Here is an 18,691-nt window from a genome sequence, read left to right on the forward strand (position 1 = left end):
GAATTAAACCGCATTAAGTAATGTATCAGCCGCTGCGCGGGCCTCGGTCGTGACTTGCTCACCTGAGATCATGCGGGCGATTTCTTCGGTGCGCTCGTTATCATCAAGGGGGCGGATGGTGGAGATGACTTTACCGCCATTTTCAGCCTTTGAAACCCGCAAATGATGATTACCACGTGCCCCAACCTGTGGGGAGTGTGTGACCACAAGTACTTGAACTTCTTGTGCCAGATTGCCCAAACGTTCGCCAACAGCGGCTGCCGTTGCCCCGCCAATCCCGGCATCGACCTCATCAAAAACAAGGGTGGGGATGGGGTCGGCTTGGGCCAGAACTACTTTTAGGGCGAGCATGAAACGCGAAAGTTCACCCCCTGAGGCCACTTTGGCAATGGGGCCAAGCGGGGCACCGGGGTTGGTGGAAATTTCAAAAGCGATTTTATCACAGCCCGTTTCATTCCAATCGGCCTGTTCCAGCTTATGAAAGGAGGTGCCAAATGTTGCGCCACCAAGCTTAAGCGGGCCGAGCTCATCATTCACGGCGCGGTCCATGCCTTTGGCCGTTTTGCGGCGTTTATCACCAAGCTTTTCTGCAAATTCAATATAGCTATTGCGGGCTTTTTCTTCTTTTTCACGCAAAGCCTGCAAGGCGCTATCACCTGCCTCAACCGCATTAAGCTGGGCTTCGAATTTATCTTTTAAGCTTGGCAATTCCGTGACCGGCACATCATGTTTGCGCGCGGCTGCACGAAGGGCAAAGAGGCGCTCTTCAATAGCTTCAAGCTGGCGCGGGTCAAGGTCAACATCATTGCTTGCGCGCTCAAGAAGCTGGATGCCTTGGGCAGTATATTCTGAGGCTTTATCTAATGTCTCAATCACCCCATCAAGGCGACCTTCGGCTTTTTCAGCGATGCGCTCTAGATGGCGCAGTGCATTGCGCATCATGATTTCCACGCCCTTGTGGGAAGAAAGCTCGCCATGGGCTTGTTTGAGCCCTTCAAGTAACTTTTCACCATGCATCATCATTTGGCGTTGGGAGGCAAGGTCTTCTTCTTCCCCTTCTTGGGGGGCAAGGGCTGTAAGCTCTTCGACCATATGGCGCAAATATTCTTCATCTGCGCGGGCTTTTTCTAAGGCTTGTTCGGCGTTAAGACGTTCTTTTTCCAGCTGTTTCCAGTTATGGAAAAGGACTTTTGTACTAGAAGCCATGGAGGTGAGGTTACCAAAAGCATCAAGCAGGCCGCGATGGGTGATCGGGTTTAACAGGCCTTGGGTATCAAACTGTCCATGGATTTCCACCAAGGCAGCACCTGCTTGTTTGAGCAGGGAGACGCTTACAGGCTGGTCGTTAATATAAGCGCGCGAGCGTCCATCGGCATTAACCACACGGCGCAAGACCAAGCTGTCTTCGCGCGAAATATCAGCTTCAACGAGCAGGTCCCAGAAAGGATGGTCATGAGGCAGGTCAAATTCAGCACTCACAGAGCCTTTATCACTGCCATGGCGCACAAGGGCGCTATCAGCACGTGCGCCAAGGGCAAGGCCAAGACTATCGAGCAAAATGGATTTACCCGCGCCTGTTTCACCCGTGAGAACACAGAGCCCATTTTTGAAATCCACATTGAGCTTGTCAATGAGGACAATATCGCGAATGCTAAGTCGGTGAAGCATTGTGTCGGCCTGTTAATCCCAGAAATTATACCAAGATTTATCTTCTTTTGCGGGCTCGAGCGCTTCTTCATCAGGACGCGCATCTTCAGCTTTTAGGCCGTCTTGTTCTTCCAAGACTTCAAGGGCGTCTTTTTCTTCAAAAGGCCAGTACCAGCTTGGTGCTTCTTTATCTTTGACGCGTTTGCGCTCAACAATCTGATAAGAATCGATATACCAATCTGAACCGGGGAAGTTATGGCCTAAAATCGCAGCGGTGCGGCGCGCTTCATCATCCAGACCCAGCTGTAAGTAACATTCGATCATACGGTGCAGCGCTTCTGGTACGTGGGTCGTTGTATCATATTTTTGCACAACGGTTTTAAAACGTGATAGGGCGGCAATACATTGGTTACGAGACGTATAATAACGCCCAATTTCCATTTCTTTACCTGCCAAATGGTCAAAGGTCAGGTCAAGTTTAAGGCGGGCATCGCGGGAATATTTACTGGTCGGGTAGCGTTTGATCAGCTCACGAAATGTCTTTTGCGCCAGATCAGTCATCATCTGGTCACGGCCCACATCAGAGATTTGCTCATAATAGGACAGACCTTTTAGGTAAGTCGCATAAGGCACATCTTTATTGGAAGGGTGAAGCTGGATGAAACGATCAAGGGCGATGACGGCCTCGTCATATTCTTCATTCTCGTAATTGGCATAAGCGGCCATTAATTGAGATTTTGTTGCCCAGATGGAATAGGGATGCTGGCGTTCAACTTCATCGAATTTTTTCGCCGCTTCTTCATATTCACCGGCAAGCATGTTGTTATGAGCATCATTATAGAGCTGCTCAACAGGACTTTCCTGATAATCTTCAGCCTGATCTGTACCTGAACAGGCACTAAGCGCTGCAAACATCATGAGGGGTGCAGCAAGGCGAAGGATGGTTTTTTTCTTAATCTGTTTCATAGAAGTTCTGTCAGTCTCAATATGAACGCGTATAGCGCAGACTATACCAAGAATGGGGCTTTTGTCTCTATGCAATTCTCAGATTTTTTTTCGAAGAGCCTGTTCATAACTCTGGATTGATCTCATTGAGAAAAGGTTGGCGTAAAATTATGGTCTGATGTGCCTAAAAAAGAAAACCCCGCATTCCTAAAATACGGGGTTCGCAAAGTCTTGGATTTGACTTTTATGGATTAGATAAGAGTGCTTAAGCAGATTTAGCGGCTTTGCGCTGTTCTGTATAAGCTGCATCAAGGTCATCAGCTGTCATAGGGACAATTGACCATGCATCCTGATTAGCCATTAGTGCGTGTAAAAGCTGGTTGTTCAGGTAGTGACCAGAACAAATACCTGTGTAGCGACCGATGATTGGCAGGCCTGCTAAAGAAATGTCACCAACCGCATCAAGGATTTTATGGCGCACAAATTCATTTTGGAAACGAAGGCCTTCTTCGTTCATCACGCCATCAGCACTGACCACAACGGCGTTATCAAGGGAGCCACCACGAGCTAAACCATTGGCGCGCATATATTCAACTTCATGGAGGAAGCCGAAGGTACGTGCGCGCGACAGCTCGTCTTTAAAGACACCACGACCCATGTGAACAGTGTGTTCTTGGCGGGCAACTGCAGGGTTGTCAAAATCAATGGTGAAATCGTAAATGCTGCCTTCGCAAGGTTGGAAACCTGCAAAACGCTCTGTATCTTCAACACTGACAGGCTTTTCAATGCGGATGGCTTTGCGCGGTGCGTCTTGTTCAACAATGCCTGCACATTCAATAAGGAAAACAAACGGGGCAGAGCTGCCATCCATAACCGGCATTTCCGGTCCGTTGATTTCAACCAACAGGTTGTCAATTGCGCTGCCTGCAATGGCGGCCATGATATGTTCGATTGTGGCAACGGTTACACCGTCTTTATTGCCAATTTTTGTACAAAGTGTGGTTTCAACAACATTGTCATAAGTCGCTTTGATCTCAGCGCCTTTACCTGCAATATCCACACGTTTGAAAATGATGCCTGTATCGGCTTGGGCTGGCTTGAGGGTGATGGAGACTTTTTCGCCAGAATGCAGCGCAATGCCGGAGCAGTTGATTGTCGTCTTCAAGGTTTTTTGACGAAGAGCTTTTGTTGCTTTCTGGTTTTTAATATTTGTCATAACGCCTCTATTACCCATTTTACTTAGGGGTGATCCCCTAGTTCATATTTCCTAGGTTGAATTATTACGCTCTTGTTGCACAGAATTCAAATCAACCTTTGTTACGTTTTGTTACAATGCAGCATATGTGTAAGCGCTTGAAATAAAAGCCGATCTCACGGGTTGCATTGTGTGTTGCAACCAATGAGACCGGCTTTCAAGTCACGTTGTTTAAGTAGCAGGGCAGCTACTTGGTCTGATAAGGCAAGAATCAGACCTTAGTTTGCTTGACGGCGCAGGAATGCGGGAATGTCAAGCAAGTCGTCTTCACCAGCATGTTGAGACGTTACCGGACGATCGGCCGGTGAAATATCAAGGCTTGGCTGTGACATTTCATGGATCTCTGCTGTTTCTTTGGCTTTGGCTGCGCGGGCTACGCGGCCCGTGATGCGACCAAACAGGGAAGGGGTTGCAGCTGGTTCTTCTTCAACTACTGTTTCTTCCACAACTTCCTCAAGCTTTTGGGCAAAAGGGTTTGGTGCTGTTACGGGTTCCTCAGGCTGGCTGACCTGTGTGGCCGCCGGTGGGATAAAAGGGGCACGTTCTTGTTGCACCGCCTGTACTTCTTGAGGTTCACGCAGGGAGTTCTGAATACGTTTTGCAACTTGTTCAGCACTTGTTGCCGGGTTTTCCTGAACGGCTTGGGCAGCTTGTGCTACTGGCTCAGCTTGGGCAACAGGTTGTTGAGGTTGTGCAACAGACTGCATGGACAAAACGCGCGAAGCAACATTTTGCGCCATTGTTGGGGCTTGTTCAGCCGCAGGTGCAGGTGTTGGCTGTGGTGCCATTTGCGGTTTTGTAATTTCTGGTGCGGCATCAAGAACACGTGGTGTTGGCTGTTTGGCTTCCATGGCGTCAATACCTGTTGAAACAACAGAAACGCGCATTTTACCTTCAAGAGTTTCATCCAGTGTCGTACCGAAGATGATGTTGGCATCTGCGTCAACTTCTTCACGGATACGGTTTGCAGCTTCATCAACTTCAAAGAGGGAGATATCCATACCGCCTGTGATGTTGATAAGAACGCCTTTGGCACCCTTCATTGTGCTGTCATCAAGTAGTGGGTTAGAGATCGCTGCTTCTGCGGCCTCTGTTGCACGGCGTTCGCCTTCGGCCTCGCCTGTACCCATCATGGCTTTACCCATTTCCATCATGACAGTCTTAATGTCAGAGAAATCAAGGTTGATCATACCCGGGCGGACCATCAAGTCGGTCACACCGCGCACGCCAGAATGCAGCACTTCATCAGCCATTTGGAAGGCTTCTGCAAATGTTGTGTTTTCAGTAGCGATGCGGAATAAATTCTGGTTTGGGATCACAATCAATGTGTCCACGTATTTTTGCATTTCTTCAATGCCCGCTTCAGCAAGGCGCATACGGTGCACACCTTCAAACTGGAACGGTTTGGTTACAACACCCACAGTCAGGATACCAGCTTCACGTGCAGCATGTGCAATAACAGGGGCTGCACCTGTGCCTGTACCACCGCCCATACCGGCAGTGATAAAGACCATGTTTGATCCTGTGATCTGTTGCATGATGTCGTCAATTGATTCTAATGCCGCATCACGACCCACATCTGGTTTAGAACCCGCACCCAAACCGGATGTCAACTGTGCGCCCAGTTGAATACGGTGGTCTGATTTGGATTGTGTCAATGCTTGCGCATCTGTGTTTGCAACAACGAATTCCACACCTTCAAGTGAAGATTGGATCATGTTGTTAACGGCGTTACCGCCTGCACCACCAACACCAATTACGCTGATGCGTGGCCCTGTTTGCACAGGTACCGGCTGATGTTCCGGTGCTTGAAAATTAATAGCCATTTTATCTGCCCTTTCGACTAAACAACTTGTGACTTGCCTTGTTATCGCTCTAACCATCCCAACTTTTTTTATGTCGGTTATGGCCTTATTTTTGTAGTTTACTCGTTAAATCTAAAAATTTTGTTTAAACCAGACACCTAATTTACCAAAAAGGCTATTTGGGTCTGGCCCTGTTTGGGCGGGGCCTGTGGGCCACACGCCTTGTTTTTCGTGTGCATATTTCAAGAGACCGATGCATGTAGAAAACTCCGGTCCGCTTGTTGCGTCTGCCAACCCTTGCAAATGCTGGGGGCGGGCGAGACGAATTCTTTTAGAAAGGATGCGCGCGGCCAGCTCTTGTACACCGCGCAGCTGAGAGGCACCACCAGTTAACACCACTTGGCGACCGATGGCTTTATCAAAGCCGGAATGTTCAAGGCGCTCGCGCACCAGTTCAAATGTTTCTTCAAGGCGCGGCTGAATGATGCTGACTAATGTGGAGCGGGACTCAGTGGTCCCTTCTGCATCATCTTCTTCACCCAAAACAGGTACGCGCAAAATTTCATGATCATCGCTTGGTGCTGGTAAGCAGCTGCCAAATTTTGTTTTCATGCGCTCTGCATGGGCAACAGGGGTGTTAAGCCCGCGCGAAATATCGTTTGTGACTTGGGAGCCACCAACCGGAATGCTATCCACATGCACTAATGAGCCATCAATAAAGACAGCAAGATCCGTTGTGCCACCGCCCATATCCACAACGCAGCAGCCCAAGTTCATTTCATCTTCAACCAAGCAACCAAGGCCACTGGCATAAGCGCCAACGACTTCTTCTTCAACATCAAGATGGCAACGCTCAAGACAAGTCTTGAGGTTTTGCACGGTGCTGGAATTGGCTGAGACCAAATTCATACGTACACCAAGGCGATCGCCTGCCATACCGCGTGGGTCGCGCACACCGCTTTCGCCATTGATGACAAATTCAGTTGGAAGGGTGTGAAGTAGAATATGGTCTTCTGGTAACTGACCTTGGGCGCGGGCCTGATTAAACAGACGCATCACGTCCGGGTCTTCGATCTTGGCGGTGTGAACGTTGGTTTCAACATTATGCAGGTTGGCTGCAGGATGGCCGCCTGACAAAGAGACGATCACGCGCTCAATCGTATCATCAGCCATTTCTTCAGCCACATGGACGGCGCTACGGATCGATTTTTCAGCGGCTTCCATATCCACAATTACACCACGGCGCAGGCCGTTCGCAATTTGATGGGAAAGGCCGATGATTTCCAAATCCTGATCCTTGGTGGCGCGCGCAACGAAGCAGGACACTTTTGTAGTGCCAATATCCAGGGCGGCAATAAGGCCATTTCTGGTTTTCTTCGTCACGTTTTGCATTCCATTTTTCAAAATAAATTGAGCTTTTAAAGGCTCGCTTTATGTATCTTGCCCCACAAGTGGTTTACGAATCGTTTCCAAACCTTCAGTTTTTACTAAAATTCTGTCTGGAAGACGCATATCTACACTTTCCAGCTTCTTTTTAAAGAGTTCATGTTCTTTGTTGTAGATCGCCAGACGCGACCATGCTTTTTCCGGATGGTCTTCAGGCAGGCGAATAAACATGCCGTTTTCCATCGCGATATCCCAACGACGCTCAGAGACACGCACGGCAGCTTTTACTTTTTTACCTAAGTCTGGTTCAGAACGTAAAATCGCCAAAACCTTATCAGCATGGGCGGGCGCGCCTTTACCTACAACGAGGGGAAGGTGAGAAAATACCTTGATATCGTCCCCGCCTGTTAAGATGACTTCACCCTCTTTATTAATAAGAGAGAAAGTTCCATCATGCTGCCACATGGCGGTTGGGCGATGTTCATTGAGCTTGATATGGATGATATCAGGCAATTGACGCTCAACTGAAGCCGTTGCCACCCAAGGCAGAGCTTCAATACGCGTGCGCAGTTTGTTTGGATCAATATTTAAAATCGGTTGATCAAGGGAAAGGTTTACCACTGCGCGCAAGTCTTTAGCCGGTGTGTTTTCACGACCTTCGACCAAAACATCCTTTAAGATAAAACCCGAACCAGCCGTGGCATCAATCGCTGCTGTTTCCACGCGCAAGGTGGCAAGATCAGCCAGTCCTGTTTTTACTGCATAGGTCATCAAGGCTGCGACCACCCCCATGAGTGAGGCAAAAGCAAGCGGGCGAAAGGCTGGTTTTTTCCACAAAGCTGTGGCGCGTTTGCGGTTCACATTAGGCTTTGCATTTGTGTTTAGCTGTCGCATTGTGCCTCCTCAACCATCCAGGCCACCAATTTTGGAAAAGAAATATCAGCAGCAGCGGCTTGTTCTGGCACCAGTGAGGTGGGTGTCATGCCGGGCTGGGTGTTAATTTCAAGGATGTAAAGCTCACCTTTTTCTTCGTCATAGCGAAAATCAGCGCGCGATACCCCGCGACAGCCCAATGTATTGTGGGCAATCTCAGAGAGTTTTTTGACACGCTCTTCAATATCGGCTGGAATTTTCGCAGGTACTTCATGCCAAGACCCGCCATCGGCGTATTTCGCATCATAGTCATAAAATTTATGATCTGTGCCAATCTCGGTCACGCCTAGAGCGCCTTGATCACCCATCACCGCAACAGTGAGTTCGCGACCAGCAATGAATTGTTCAACCATAACCGTTTCGCCATAAGGCCAGTCATCATGGCTAAAGGGAGGTTCATCGCCTTCAAAGACGACCTTGACCCCGACGCTTGAGCCTTCATTGGCAGGCTTGATCACATAGGGGCGTTCCATCACATCACCTGCCAAAACCTCATCGCGTTTGGCAATGACATGTTTGGCACAAGGAATACCCGCTTCTTCAAACAGGCGTTTTGCCATGGGCTTATCCATGGCGATGCTGGAAGCCAGCACACCGGAATGGGTGTAAGGCACATTAATAATGTTAAGAAAGCCCTGAATGCAGCCGTCTTCACCATAAGGGCCGTGCAGCGCATTGAAAATCACATCAGGTTTGGGATAAAGACGGGTTAGTAGAGAGCCCATATCGCGCTGGATATCAACTGTTGTGACACTATAGCCCGCTTCTTGTAAGCCTTTGGCACAAGCTGCCCCGCTTACCAAGGATACTTCACGTTCAGAGGACCATCCGCCCATGAGGACTGCAACATGTGTGCTCATGCGTCTTCTCCCTTTTCAATGCCGATACGTTTAATTTCCCAACGAAGCTCAACGCCGCTGGTTTCTTTAACGCGCGTGCGGACTTCTTCGCCAAGACCTTCAAGATCAGCCGCTGTGGCTTCACCAGTGTTAATCAAGAAATTACAATGTTGTTGTGATACTTGCGCACCACCTCGCTTTAGGCCGCGACAGCCTGCTTCATCAACCAACTGCCATGCTTTATGGCCTTCTGGGTTGGCAAAGGTCGACCCACCCGTTCTGGAACGGATCGGCTGGCTTTCACCGCGTGCATCTTGAATGCGTTGCATTTCTGCTGCGATGGTTTCTTTTGGGGACGGGGTGGCTTTCATGCGGGTGGAAACAAAGGTCCAGCCTGCATCACCAAGATCACAATGGCGATAGGAATAGCCCATCTCATTGAGGTTTAATGTTTTAAGCTCACCTTGTGGTGAAATTGCTTGGGCTTCAACCAGCACGTCTTTCATCTCCCGACCATAGGCTCCCGCGTTCATTCGCAAGGCACCACCTATTGTGCCGGGAATACCACTAAGAAATTCTAAACCACCTAAAGAATTTTCAAGTGCGACTTTTGCCACATTGCCATCAAGGGCGCCTGCACCTGCACTTATACAGTCACCATCAACACTGATATTGGCAAAATTGCGCCCCAAACGCACCACAACACCGGGAATGCCACCATCACGAATGAGAAGGTTGGAACCTACCCCGATAAAGGTTACATCCACATCAAGGGGTTTGTTCTTGATGAAATCAGCAAGGTCTTGGGCATCTTGGGGTCTAAACATAACTTCTGCTGGCCCGCCCACGCGAAACCATGTCACCTTATTCAAAGGCGCATTGGCACTAAGGCGACCACGCACGGGCGGGAGCCTATCCAATAAACCTTCTTTGAATGAAACGACAGAAGTCACGAAATTAACCCTCTTTTACTTTTGTAAGTTGATCAGGAAGCGCATAAGCCCATGCTGAAATATTGCCTGCACCACAGCAAACCACATAATCACCCGGGCCTGCGATGTCGTTGATCACACCTGCAAGGGCGTCTTGGCTTTCAAGGGCAATTACATGGCGATGACCATGGGAAATCAGGCTTTCAGACAGGCTGTTTTTATCAATACCTTCAAGGGGTTGTTCACCTGCGGGGAACACATCAGCCACAATCACAGTGTCGGCATCGTTAAAGCAGGTGGAAAATTCTTCAAAAAGATCACGCAGACGTGTGTAGCGGTGAGGCTGCACAACAGCATGCACCTTGCCACGCCCTGCGCCGCGCGCCGCTTTTAAGACAGAGGAAATTTCAACAGGGTGATGGGCATAATCATCAATTACCGTGATGCCATCAATTTCACCAGTCTTTGTGAAACGACGTTTTACACCGCTAAAATCTGAAAGGCCTTTGCGAATGGTCGCATCACTCATGCCCAGCTCAAGCCCGACACAAACAGCAGCCAAACTGTTTTGAACGTTATGTTCCCCCAGCATTGGGAAGTGCAGCCCCTCAATGGTGCGGGCTTCACCCTCACCACGTGGGGTGATGGTCACATCAAAACGCACGCCATCTGCGCCCATATCCACGTTGGTTGCGCGCACATCTGCTTGGGGAGAAAAGCCATAGGTGATGATTTTGCGATCAGACACCCGTGGGATCATGGCTTGAACTTCAGCATGATCAATACATAGGGCGGCAAAACCGTAAAACGGGATATTTTGAACAAAGGTATCAAACGCTGCGCGCAAGGTATCAAAATCACCATAGTGATCAAGATGCTCAGGATCGATGTTGGTGACAACGGCACATGCTGCAGGCAGTTTAATAAAGGTACCATCAGACTCATCGGCTTCAGCTACCAACCAATCACCTTCACCCAAACGTGCGTTGGTGCCATAGGCATTGATGATCCCGCCATTAATGACCGTCGGGTCCATTTCTGCGGCATCAAGCAAGGTGGCGATAATGGTGGTTGTAGTGGTTTTACCATGGGTGCCGCCCACCGCGATGGAGGCTTTAAGACGCATGAGTTCAGCCAGCATTTCAGCACGGCGCACAACTGGGATGAGGTTATGACGGGCATGAACCACTTCTGGGTTATCTGCCTTAACCGCTGATGAGATAACAACGACTTGGGCGTCTTTGGCATTTTCTTCAGCATGACCGACAAAGACCTTGATGCCAAGTTCGCGCAAGCGCTGGACATTGGCGTTATCATTAAGGTCACTACCTTGAACGCTATAGCCGAGGTTATGGAGAATTTCGGCAATGCCGCTCATACCGATACCGCCGATACCGACAAAATGTAGGGTGCCAATGGAAAGAGGGAGTGATTTCATAAGTTTTCTCTTTAAACCTCGATTAATTCTTCAACAGCATCTGCCAAACGTGATGCCGCATCTGGGCGACCGGCGTTCAGGCTTGCTGCTGCGGTGTTGTTAAGTGTTTGGGGTTCGCTAAATAGGGCTTCCAAGCGATCAGCCAGAATGTCTGCATCAAAGGCTTCTTGGGGCATGAGCCAGCCTGCGCCTGCTTCATCAATGGCATGAGCATTGCGTGACTGATGATCATCAATCGCATAAGGGTAGGGCACCAAAATAGACGGGCGACCCACCGCTGTGACTTCAGCGCAGGTGGAGGCACCTGAGCGCGCAATCAGCAAATGGGTTTTTGCCAAACGTTCAGGCACATCATCAAAGAAGCTTTCAAGCGTGGCTTTCATGCCATTGCGCTTATAAGCTTTGCGGGTATCATCTAAAAGTTCTGGGCGACATTGCTGGGTAATGTGCAAACGCTCGCGCATATTTGGCGGCAGTTTGGCAAAACTTTCTGGCAACACATCACTAAAGACCTGCGCGCCTTGGGATCCACCAAGAATGAGCACTTCAATGGGGGAGCTTTCATCAAGGCTTGTATAGGCCGTGGAACGTAGCGCAAGGATGTTCTCACGAACAGGCATACCTGTGAACGTGACCTTATCAGCACCAACTTCACCAATATGATCGACATGTTCAAATGAGGTGCAAATACGTTTCACCTTTGGTGCGAGCAATCGATTGGCACGACCAAGTACCGCATTTTGTTCATGGATCATGGAGGCAAAACCACCAATGGAAGCGGCAATCATGGTCGGAACAGAGGCATAGCCGCCAAAGCCAACAACCACACTTGGCCCCATTTTACCGAGCAAGCGTTTGGCTTGAAACGTACCATAAGCCAGTGACAGGGCAGAGCGAACCTTGCCAAAGAAACCACGACCAGCCACACCCCCTGCGGAAATGTGTTTTGTTTCCAGCCCGCCAAGAACGCCGCTGTAGTTACCACCGCGCTTATCTGTAAATAAAGCCAGACGATAGCCGCGTTTTTGCAGCTCGCTTGCCAGACTTTCAGCCGGGAAAACATGCCCGCCTGTACCGCCTGCGGCTAAAATTACAAGTGGCTTGGTATCGCTCATAAGTCACCTCCGGCGCGACGTCGTGTTAAAGAAAGCAGCATGCCCATGCCAAGGGCCAAGGATAAAAGGGACGAGCCGCCATAAGAGATAAACGGCAATGTCATGCCCTTGGTGGGCATCAAATGTGTGGTCGAGGCCATATTAATCACCGCTTGCAAGCCAAACTGGGTAACCAGCCCGCCAACAGCAAGCAGGACAAACAGGTTGTCTTCGCGAAACATGCGTGAAAAACCGCGCAAGACAACAGTTGCAAACAGGCCAATGATAAACAGGCAAGCGATCAGGCCGAACTCTTCACCAGCCACGGCAAAGATGAAATCCGTATGGGCATCGGGAAGCACATGTTTGATATCGCCTTCACCCGGGCCTGTACCAAACAGCCCGCCATTTTGAAAAGCTTCAAGGGAGCGGGTGATTTGATAATTATCACCACTGGCAGGATCAAGAAAACGATCAACCCGGCTTTTAACGTGATCGACTGTCAGATATGCGATCATGGAGCCCGACATGAAGACAAAGGCAACCAGCACGACAAAGAAGACAGGTAAGCCTGCCAAGAAGAATTGCATGCCCCAAACCGCTGAGATCACTGCTGTCATGCCGAAATCGGGTTGGGTAACAAGTAGGGCGGCAACCATCACAAACAGGGCAACGCAGATATAATGACCGGGGAAGTTATTGTCTTTTCGCCATTCAGAAAACATCCATGCAGCCACAACTGCAAAAGTCGGTTTTAAAAATTCAGAAGGCTGAATGGTAAAGCCTGCAAAAGATATCCAACGCGAGGCCCCTTTGATCTCAGCCCCGAGGAAATGAGTGCTGATGGTTAAGGCGATAAAGCAGATAAAGGCTAATGTTGCTAAACGCCTGATCATGACGGGTTCCATAAGGGAAACCACAATCATGGTGAGCAAGGCCAAAGGCAAGTAAGCAAACTGACGAATGGCAAAGTGATAGGTGCCCAGATCAAGGCGTGCAGCCACAGGCGGGCTGGCGGCCAATGTTAAAATCGCACCACAGGCTACAATCAATAAAATAGAAGTCAGCAACCAGCGATCGACCGTCCACCACCAGCGGCTCATAATACTTGTATCTACACGAGAGAAGATGACCATTTACGCAGCCTCCCCTTCTTGAATTTGGGCAACGATTTCTTTAAAGGCATCGCCGCGCGCTTCAAAACTTTTAAACTGGTCCCAAGAGGCACAGGCTGGTGAGAGTAAAATCACACCACCGTTTTCTTTGGCATCTGCGAAAGCCGCTTTTGTTGCCACGTCCAATGTCTGGCATGTTTGATACTTAAGCTGGCCTTCTAAGGTTTTGGCAAAATCTTTTTCTGCTTCACCAATGAGATAGGCTTTTTTAATACCGCCAAGCTCACTTAAAAGCTGCTCAATCCCGCCTTCTTTGGCCTGACCGCCTGCAATCCAGTAAATATCTTCATATGCGCCCAAGGCTTTGGATGTAGCGTCCGCATTGGTGGCTTTGCTGTCATTGATGAACAAGACACCGTTCACAGTTGTGACGATTTCTTGGCGATGTTCAAGACCGGGGAAACTGGCAATACCGCGCACGATCCATTCAGGGGCAGCCCCAACGCCAACGCAGGCTGCATAAGCAGTTGCGGCATTTTGCTGGTTATGACGCCCTTGCAGGGTGCGAACAGAAGAAAGGTCCATGACCTGTTCCCCATCTTCACAAAAAGCTTCATCAATTAAGACATCTTCATCGCTGAAAATACCGTCATCAACCGGACCAGTTGCTGAAATGGCAATGCGTTTTGCTTTTGTAAGCTCTGCCTCATTAAAGACAGCGGCGCTATGCTCATCATCGATACCGATGATGGCGAACTGTTCGCTGCTTTGGTTGGCAAAGATGTTTTTCTTGGCTGCAATATAGCCTTCAAGCCCACCGTGGCGATCCAGATGGTCTGCACTGATGTTGAGCCAAACAGCCACATCGGCACAAAGCGAAGGCGTGCGTTCTAACTGATAAGAGGAAAGCTCCAGCACATAAACACCATCTTCATCCAAGGCTTCCAGATCAAGCGCGGGAATGCCAAGATTGCCGCCCACTTCCACATCAAGGCCTGCCACATCTAAAATATGGGCGATCAGTGCGGTGGTGGTTGATTTACCGTTTGTGCCGGTAATGGCAATATATTTGGCTTGGGGTTGGGCCTGAATGAGCAATTCCACATCACAGACAATTGCCACATTATGGGCGCGTGCCAGTTCTGCCACCGGATGTGGGGTGGGGAAGGTGTGGGGGATGCCCGGGCTCATGACCAAGAGGTCGATTGTGTTCCAGTCTGCTTTGGTCAGATCAATCAGATCATCACGCTCAGATGTATCATCCCATGCTAAAACAGTTGCGCCGGCTTCTTTAAGCGCGCGCATGGCTGAAAGGCCGGATTTACCAAGCCCTAAAACAGCAACAGTTTTGCCTTTATATGTGGTGGGAATGATCACGTGAGTTACTTCCTTAACGCAGCTTCAATGTGGCAAGGCCAATGAGGCCCAAAATCAAAGCGATAATCCAAAAACGAATAACAATGGTGGGTTCTTGCCAGCCCTTTTTTTCATAATGGTGATGTAGCGGCGCCATCTTAAAGACGCGCTTGCCCGTGAGTTTGAAGGAGGCCACCTGAACAATGACTGAAACGGTTTCTAAAACAAACAGGCCGCCCACGATGGCGAGGACCAATTCGTGTTTAACCACAACGGCGATGGACCCAAGGGTGCCCCCAAGGGCAAGTGAGCCCGTATCGCCCATAAACACCATGGCAGGCGGGGCATTAAACCAGAGAAAGCCGATACAACCGCCAATGACAGCCGCGCAAATGATGGCAAGCTCACCTGCACCCGGCACGTGATGGATTTGCAGATAGCTTGAGAAAACGAAGTGACCCACCAGATAAGAGATAATGGCAAAAACGCCCGTGGCAATAATCACCGGAACCGTTGCCAAACCGTCAAGCCCGTCTGTTAGGTTGACCGCATTGGAAGAACCGATCATCACGACGATGGCAAAAACAGGGAAGAACCAACCAAAATTAAGCAACACATCTTTAAAAAATGGCAAAGCCAGATGGGTGTTGAGTGTTTCAGGTTGAACACTTGCAATGATGACAGAAGCAATGCCGGCAAAGACAAGCTGGCCTAAAAGCTTCATTTTACCGGGCAGGCCCTTGGTGTTTTTCTTTGAAACTTTAAGGTAATCATCGGCAAAACCAATAAGCCCATAGCCCAATGTCACCAGCATCACCGACCAGATATAAGGGTTGGACAGGTCAGCCCATAATAAAACAGAAATCGACATGGAAGACAGGATCATGATCCCGCCCATGGTGGGTGTGCCTTGTTTTTTAAGGTGGCTTTCTGGCCCATCATCACGAATCGGCTGGCCTTGGCCCTGCCATTGACGCAACCAATGGATCATTTTTGGACCGATGATAAAAGCAATAATCATTGCTGTCATAACCGCACCGCCTGTTCTGAATGTCAGATAGCGAAACAGGTTAAAGACCGGAATTTGATCGGCCAAAGGAAAGAGGAGGTGATATAGCATGTGTTTAAGTCTCTTTCTTCTCAAGTCCTATTGGGTTGCAAATCTAGCAAAGCATCAAGCACCAGATCGGTGCGAGAGCCGCGCGAACTTTTAATACTGATCACATCACCGGGCTGGACAGCTTGAAGAACCAGCGGGGCAAGGTGATCGGCACTTGTGGCATGAGCGCCGCGTTTATTTTGGGCAAGCGCATCATGTAAATGTTTCATCAAGGGGCCACAGGTGAAAACCAGATCAATGTTTTCACAGGCATCAATCAGCCCATGGTGGATCGCAATTTCATCAGGGCCGAGTTCTAACATGTCGCCAAGCACAGCGATGCGGCGACCTTCTTGATGGGAAAGCACATCAAGGGCTGCGCGCATGGAGGCATCATTTGCATTATAACTTTCATCAATAATGCGGATGGAACCACCGGATAAATCAACATTATGAACTGCGCCGCGCCCTTTCAGTTGGGTGAGGTGGGCCAGATCATGGGCGGCCTTTTCAATATCCCCATCAAGGGCGCAAACACTTGCCAGTACAGCGAGGCTGTTAGATACCCAATGGGTGCCATCATGGGCAATGGTGTAATCAATCAGCTTGCCATGAAGGTCCGCTTTAATATGCGTGCCGCTTCCATTTTGGTTTTTCTCTGCTTTAATCACGGTGAAATCACCATGGTCCTGACCAAAGGAATAAATGTTGCCTGCGCCATGTTTAATAGAGGACTGCATCATGCGGGAATGAAATTCGTTGTCTGCATTAATGACTGCACAACCGCCTTTTTTAAGGCCTGTGAAAATTTCGCATTTCGCATCGGCAATATCAGCAATGGATTTGAAATTTTCCAGATGAGCGGGTGCAATCGTTGTAATGACGGCAACATCGGGTTCAGCCATTTCAGAAAGAACGCTGAGTTCACCTGCGTGGTTCATGCCCAGTTCCAAAACGGCGAAATCACAATCGCGCGCCATTCGGGCCAAGGTAAGCGGCAGGCCGAAATGGTTGTTTAAATTGCCAAGGGTCGCATGGGTTTTACCTTGTTTGGAAAGCACGCTGGCAAGGGCTTCTTTCACGCCTGTTTTGCCGACACTGCCTGTGACAGCAACAATTTTTGCATCGCTTCTGGAACGTGCCACATAGCCTAAATCTTCTAAGGCCTTTGTGGTGTCTTTTACCAGTAGGAGATTCTCGTCTTCACGGCAATCATTTGGGACTTGCGAAACGATTGCGGCTGCTGCACCTGCTTTAAGGGCATTGCGCACGAACTTATGACCATCAAAGCTTGGACCTTTAAGGGCAATAAATAGATCGCCTTTTTCAATGTTGCGACTATCAATTGAAATGCCTGTACATTCCCAATCGCCAAAAGGCGTACCATCTGTTGCAAGGGCGGCTTCTTGTGCTGTCCAAAGGATATCAGCCATTTATGACCTCCTTTGCAAGCGCACGGTCATCAAAAGGAAGCACTTTATCACCAACGATCTGGCCCGTTTCATGGCCTTTACCCGCGATTAAAAGAACATCGCCTTCATTTAAATTGGCAATGGCTTGGCTAATGGCGTCTTTGCGATCACCAATTTCATGGGCCGTTGGGCAAGCAGGCATGATCTCAGCACGAATGCTGGCGGCATCTTCGCCACGCGGGTTGTCGTCTGTGACATAAATGATATCGGCATTTTCAGTGGCAATGCGACCCATTTCAGGGCGCTTCCCACGATCACGATCGCCACCACAGCCAAAGACAACACACAGTTTACCATCCGTATGGGGGCGCAGTGCTTTTAGGACCGTTTGAAGGGCATCCGGTGTGTGGGCATAATCTACATAGACGCCCTTGCCGATCAATTCCATGCGACCGGGCACGCCTTCAAGCTTTTCAAGCAAAGGCACACAATCAGCGGCATTTGCGCCTGAAGCCATCACAACGCCGAGTGAACAAAGCGCGTTTTCAGCTTGAAAATATCCTGCCAGTGGCAAGGTGAGGGTGTAGGTCTCACCGTCAATTTCAAGGCTGAGTTTTTGACCCTCAGGGCAAGGGGTGGCCTCTTTTAAACAGATGGTTTCGCCTTTTTTGCCATAGGAAATGACTTTTTGGCTATAGCCGTCCAGTTCGTCAACCAGCTCATCAAACTCTGGCGCATCTGCATTTAAAACAGCCTTGCCACCCGGGCGCAATAGCTCGCTGAAAAGACGTTTTTTCGCTGCCAAATAGCTTGCCATATCGCCATGGTAATCCAGATGGTCACGGCTGAGGTTAGTAAAGGCGGCAATGCGTACATTCACCCCATCCATGCGGAACTGATCAAGCCCATGGCTTGAGGCTTCCATAGCCAGATGGGTGACGCCGAGTTTTGCAATTTCATCAAGGCGTTCATGCAGGCCTGCCGGATCAGGTGTGGTTAAGCCACCTGAAATATCAAGCCCGGGTGCCGTGATGCCAAGGGTGCCGATACTGGCGGCTTGCTCACCCAGCATAGACCACATCTGGCGCACAAAAGTCACACAAGAACTTTTGCCATTTGTACCTGTAATTGCCGCGGTCATTCTGGGTTGTTTTTCATAAAAACTCGCCGCGATATCTGCAAAGCGCAGGCGCGGGTTTTTATCATAAACAAAAATAACGCCCTCAATGGCTTCCATCTCACCGTCGTCCCGGTTTACCAGAACCACACGGGCGCCATTTTCAACGGCCTGTGGAATAAAGCTGCGTCCATCAACGTTGGAACCGGGAAGGGCAGCAAAAAGAAAGCCGGGTTTTACTTTTCTGGAATCAACCGTGATACCGGTGATTTCCATATTCTCTTCAAGTTCAGGGATGAGGTTATCAAGCATGACCAT

The 18,691-nt window shown here is 49.3% G+C and carries 15 protein-coding genes; all 15 read right to left on the reverse strand.

Annotated elements, in window-relative coordinates; translation table 11 throughout:
• Positions 1-3: 3 nt before the first annotated feature.
• The gene (recN, locus tag MTBPR1_RS12935; protein WP_069189431.1) at positions 4-1,668 is read right to left on the reverse strand and encodes a DNA repair protein RecN; all 1,665 of its coding nucleotides are present in this window, start codon (positions 1,666-1,668) and stop codon (positions 4-6) included.
• Between the two features lie 12 nt (positions 1,669-1,680).
• Complete coding sequence (locus tag MTBPR1_RS12940) at positions 1,681-2,613, reverse strand: outer membrane protein assembly factor BamD (protein ID WP_069189432.1); 933 nt, start codon at positions 2,611-2,613, stop codon at positions 1,681-1,683.
• A gap of 244 nt (positions 2,614-2,857) precedes the next feature.
• Positions 2,858-3,808: a UDP-3-O-acyl-N-acetylglucosamine deacetylase gene (gene lpxC / locus MTBPR1_RS12945; protein ID WP_069189433.1), complete on the reverse strand. Its 951-nt coding sequence runs from the start codon at positions 3,806-3,808 to the stop codon at positions 2,858-2,860.
• Positions 3,809-4,065: 257 nt separating this feature from the next.
• Positions 4,066-5,673 carry a cell division protein FtsZ gene (ftsZ, locus tag MTBPR1_RS12950; RefSeq protein WP_069189434.1) on the reverse strand — a complete coding sequence of 536 codons (1,608 nt, stop codon included), beginning with the start codon at positions 5,671-5,673 and terminating at the stop codon, positions 4,066-4,068.
• Positions 5,674-5,784: 111 nt separating this feature from the next.
• Positions 5,785-7,044, reverse strand: a complete 1,260-nt coding sequence (gene ftsA, locus MTBPR1_RS12955; RefSeq protein WP_069189435.1) for a cell division protein FtsA — start codon at positions 7,042-7,044, stop codon at positions 5,785-5,787.
• A 39-nt stretch (positions 7,045-7,083) separates the two neighbouring features.
• Positions 7,084-7,932 (reverse strand): cell division protein FtsQ/DivIB, encoded by an 849-nt coding sequence (locus MTBPR1_RS12960; protein WP_069189436.1) that lies wholly within the window; start codon positions 7,930-7,932, stop codon positions 7,084-7,086.
• Positions 7,920-8,831 carry a D-alanine--D-alanine ligase gene (locus tag MTBPR1_RS12965; protein ID WP_069189437.1) on the reverse strand — a complete coding sequence of 304 codons (912 nt, stop codon included), beginning with the start codon at positions 8,829-8,831 and terminating at the stop codon, positions 7,920-7,922. The genes MTBPR1_RS12960 and MTBPR1_RS12965 overlap by 13 nt, the downstream gene beginning before the upstream one ends.
• Positions 8,828-9,763: a UDP-N-acetylmuramate dehydrogenase gene (murB, locus tag MTBPR1_RS12970; protein ID WP_069189438.1), complete on the reverse strand. Its 936-nt coding sequence runs from the start codon at positions 9,761-9,763 to the stop codon at positions 8,828-8,830. Before murB ends, MTBPR1_RS12965 begins: the two co-directional genes overlap by 4 nt.
• A gap of 4 nt (positions 9,764-9,767) precedes the next feature.
• The gene (gene murC / locus MTBPR1_RS12975; protein WP_069189439.1) at positions 9,768-11,180 is read right to left on the reverse strand and encodes a UDP-N-acetylmuramate--L-alanine ligase; all 1,413 of its coding nucleotides are present in this window, start codon (positions 11,178-11,180) and stop codon (positions 9,768-9,770) included.
• Between the two features lie 11 nt (positions 11,181-11,191).
• The gene (gene murG, locus MTBPR1_RS12980; protein WP_069189440.1) at positions 11,192-12,295 is read right to left on the reverse strand and encodes an undecaprenyldiphospho-muramoylpentapeptide beta-N-acetylglucosaminyltransferase; all 1,104 of its coding nucleotides are present in this window, start codon (positions 12,293-12,295) and stop codon (positions 11,192-11,194) included.
• Positions 12,292-13,410 (reverse strand): putative lipid II flippase FtsW, encoded by a 1,119-nt coding sequence (ftsW, locus tag MTBPR1_RS12985; protein WP_069189441.1) that lies wholly within the window; start codon positions 13,408-13,410, stop codon positions 12,292-12,294. The genes murG and ftsW overlap by 4 nt, the downstream gene beginning before the upstream one ends.
• Positions 13,411-14,766, reverse strand: a complete 1,356-nt coding sequence (gene murD / locus MTBPR1_RS12990; protein WP_069189442.1) for a UDP-N-acetylmuramoyl-L-alanine--D-glutamate ligase — start codon at positions 14,764-14,766, stop codon at positions 13,411-13,413.
• A 13-nt stretch (positions 14,767-14,779) separates the two neighbouring features.
• Positions 14,780-15,865, reverse strand: a complete 1,086-nt coding sequence (gene mraY, locus MTBPR1_RS12995) for a phospho-N-acetylmuramoyl-pentapeptide-transferase (protein WP_069189443.1) — start codon at positions 15,863-15,865, stop codon at positions 14,780-14,782.
• Positions 15,866-15,885: 20 nt separating this feature from the next.
• Positions 15,886-17,277 (reverse strand): UDP-N-acetylmuramoyl-tripeptide--D-alanyl-D-alanine ligase, encoded by a 1,392-nt coding sequence (locus MTBPR1_RS13000; RefSeq protein ID WP_069189444.1) that lies wholly within the window; start codon positions 17,275-17,277, stop codon positions 15,886-15,888.
• Positions 17,270-18,691, reverse strand: a complete 1,422-nt coding sequence (locus MTBPR1_RS13005) for a UDP-N-acetylmuramoyl-L-alanyl-D-glutamate--2,6-diaminopimelate ligase (protein ID WP_069189445.1) — start codon at positions 18,689-18,691, stop codon at positions 17,270-17,272. Before MTBPR1_RS13005 ends, MTBPR1_RS13000 begins: the two co-directional genes overlap by 8 nt.

The sequence above is a fragment of the Candidatus Terasakiella magnetica genome (genome assembly GCF_900093605.1).
Lineage (GTDB): Bacteria > Pseudomonadota > Alphaproteobacteria > Rhodospirillales > Terasakiellaceae > Terasakiella > Terasakiella magnetica.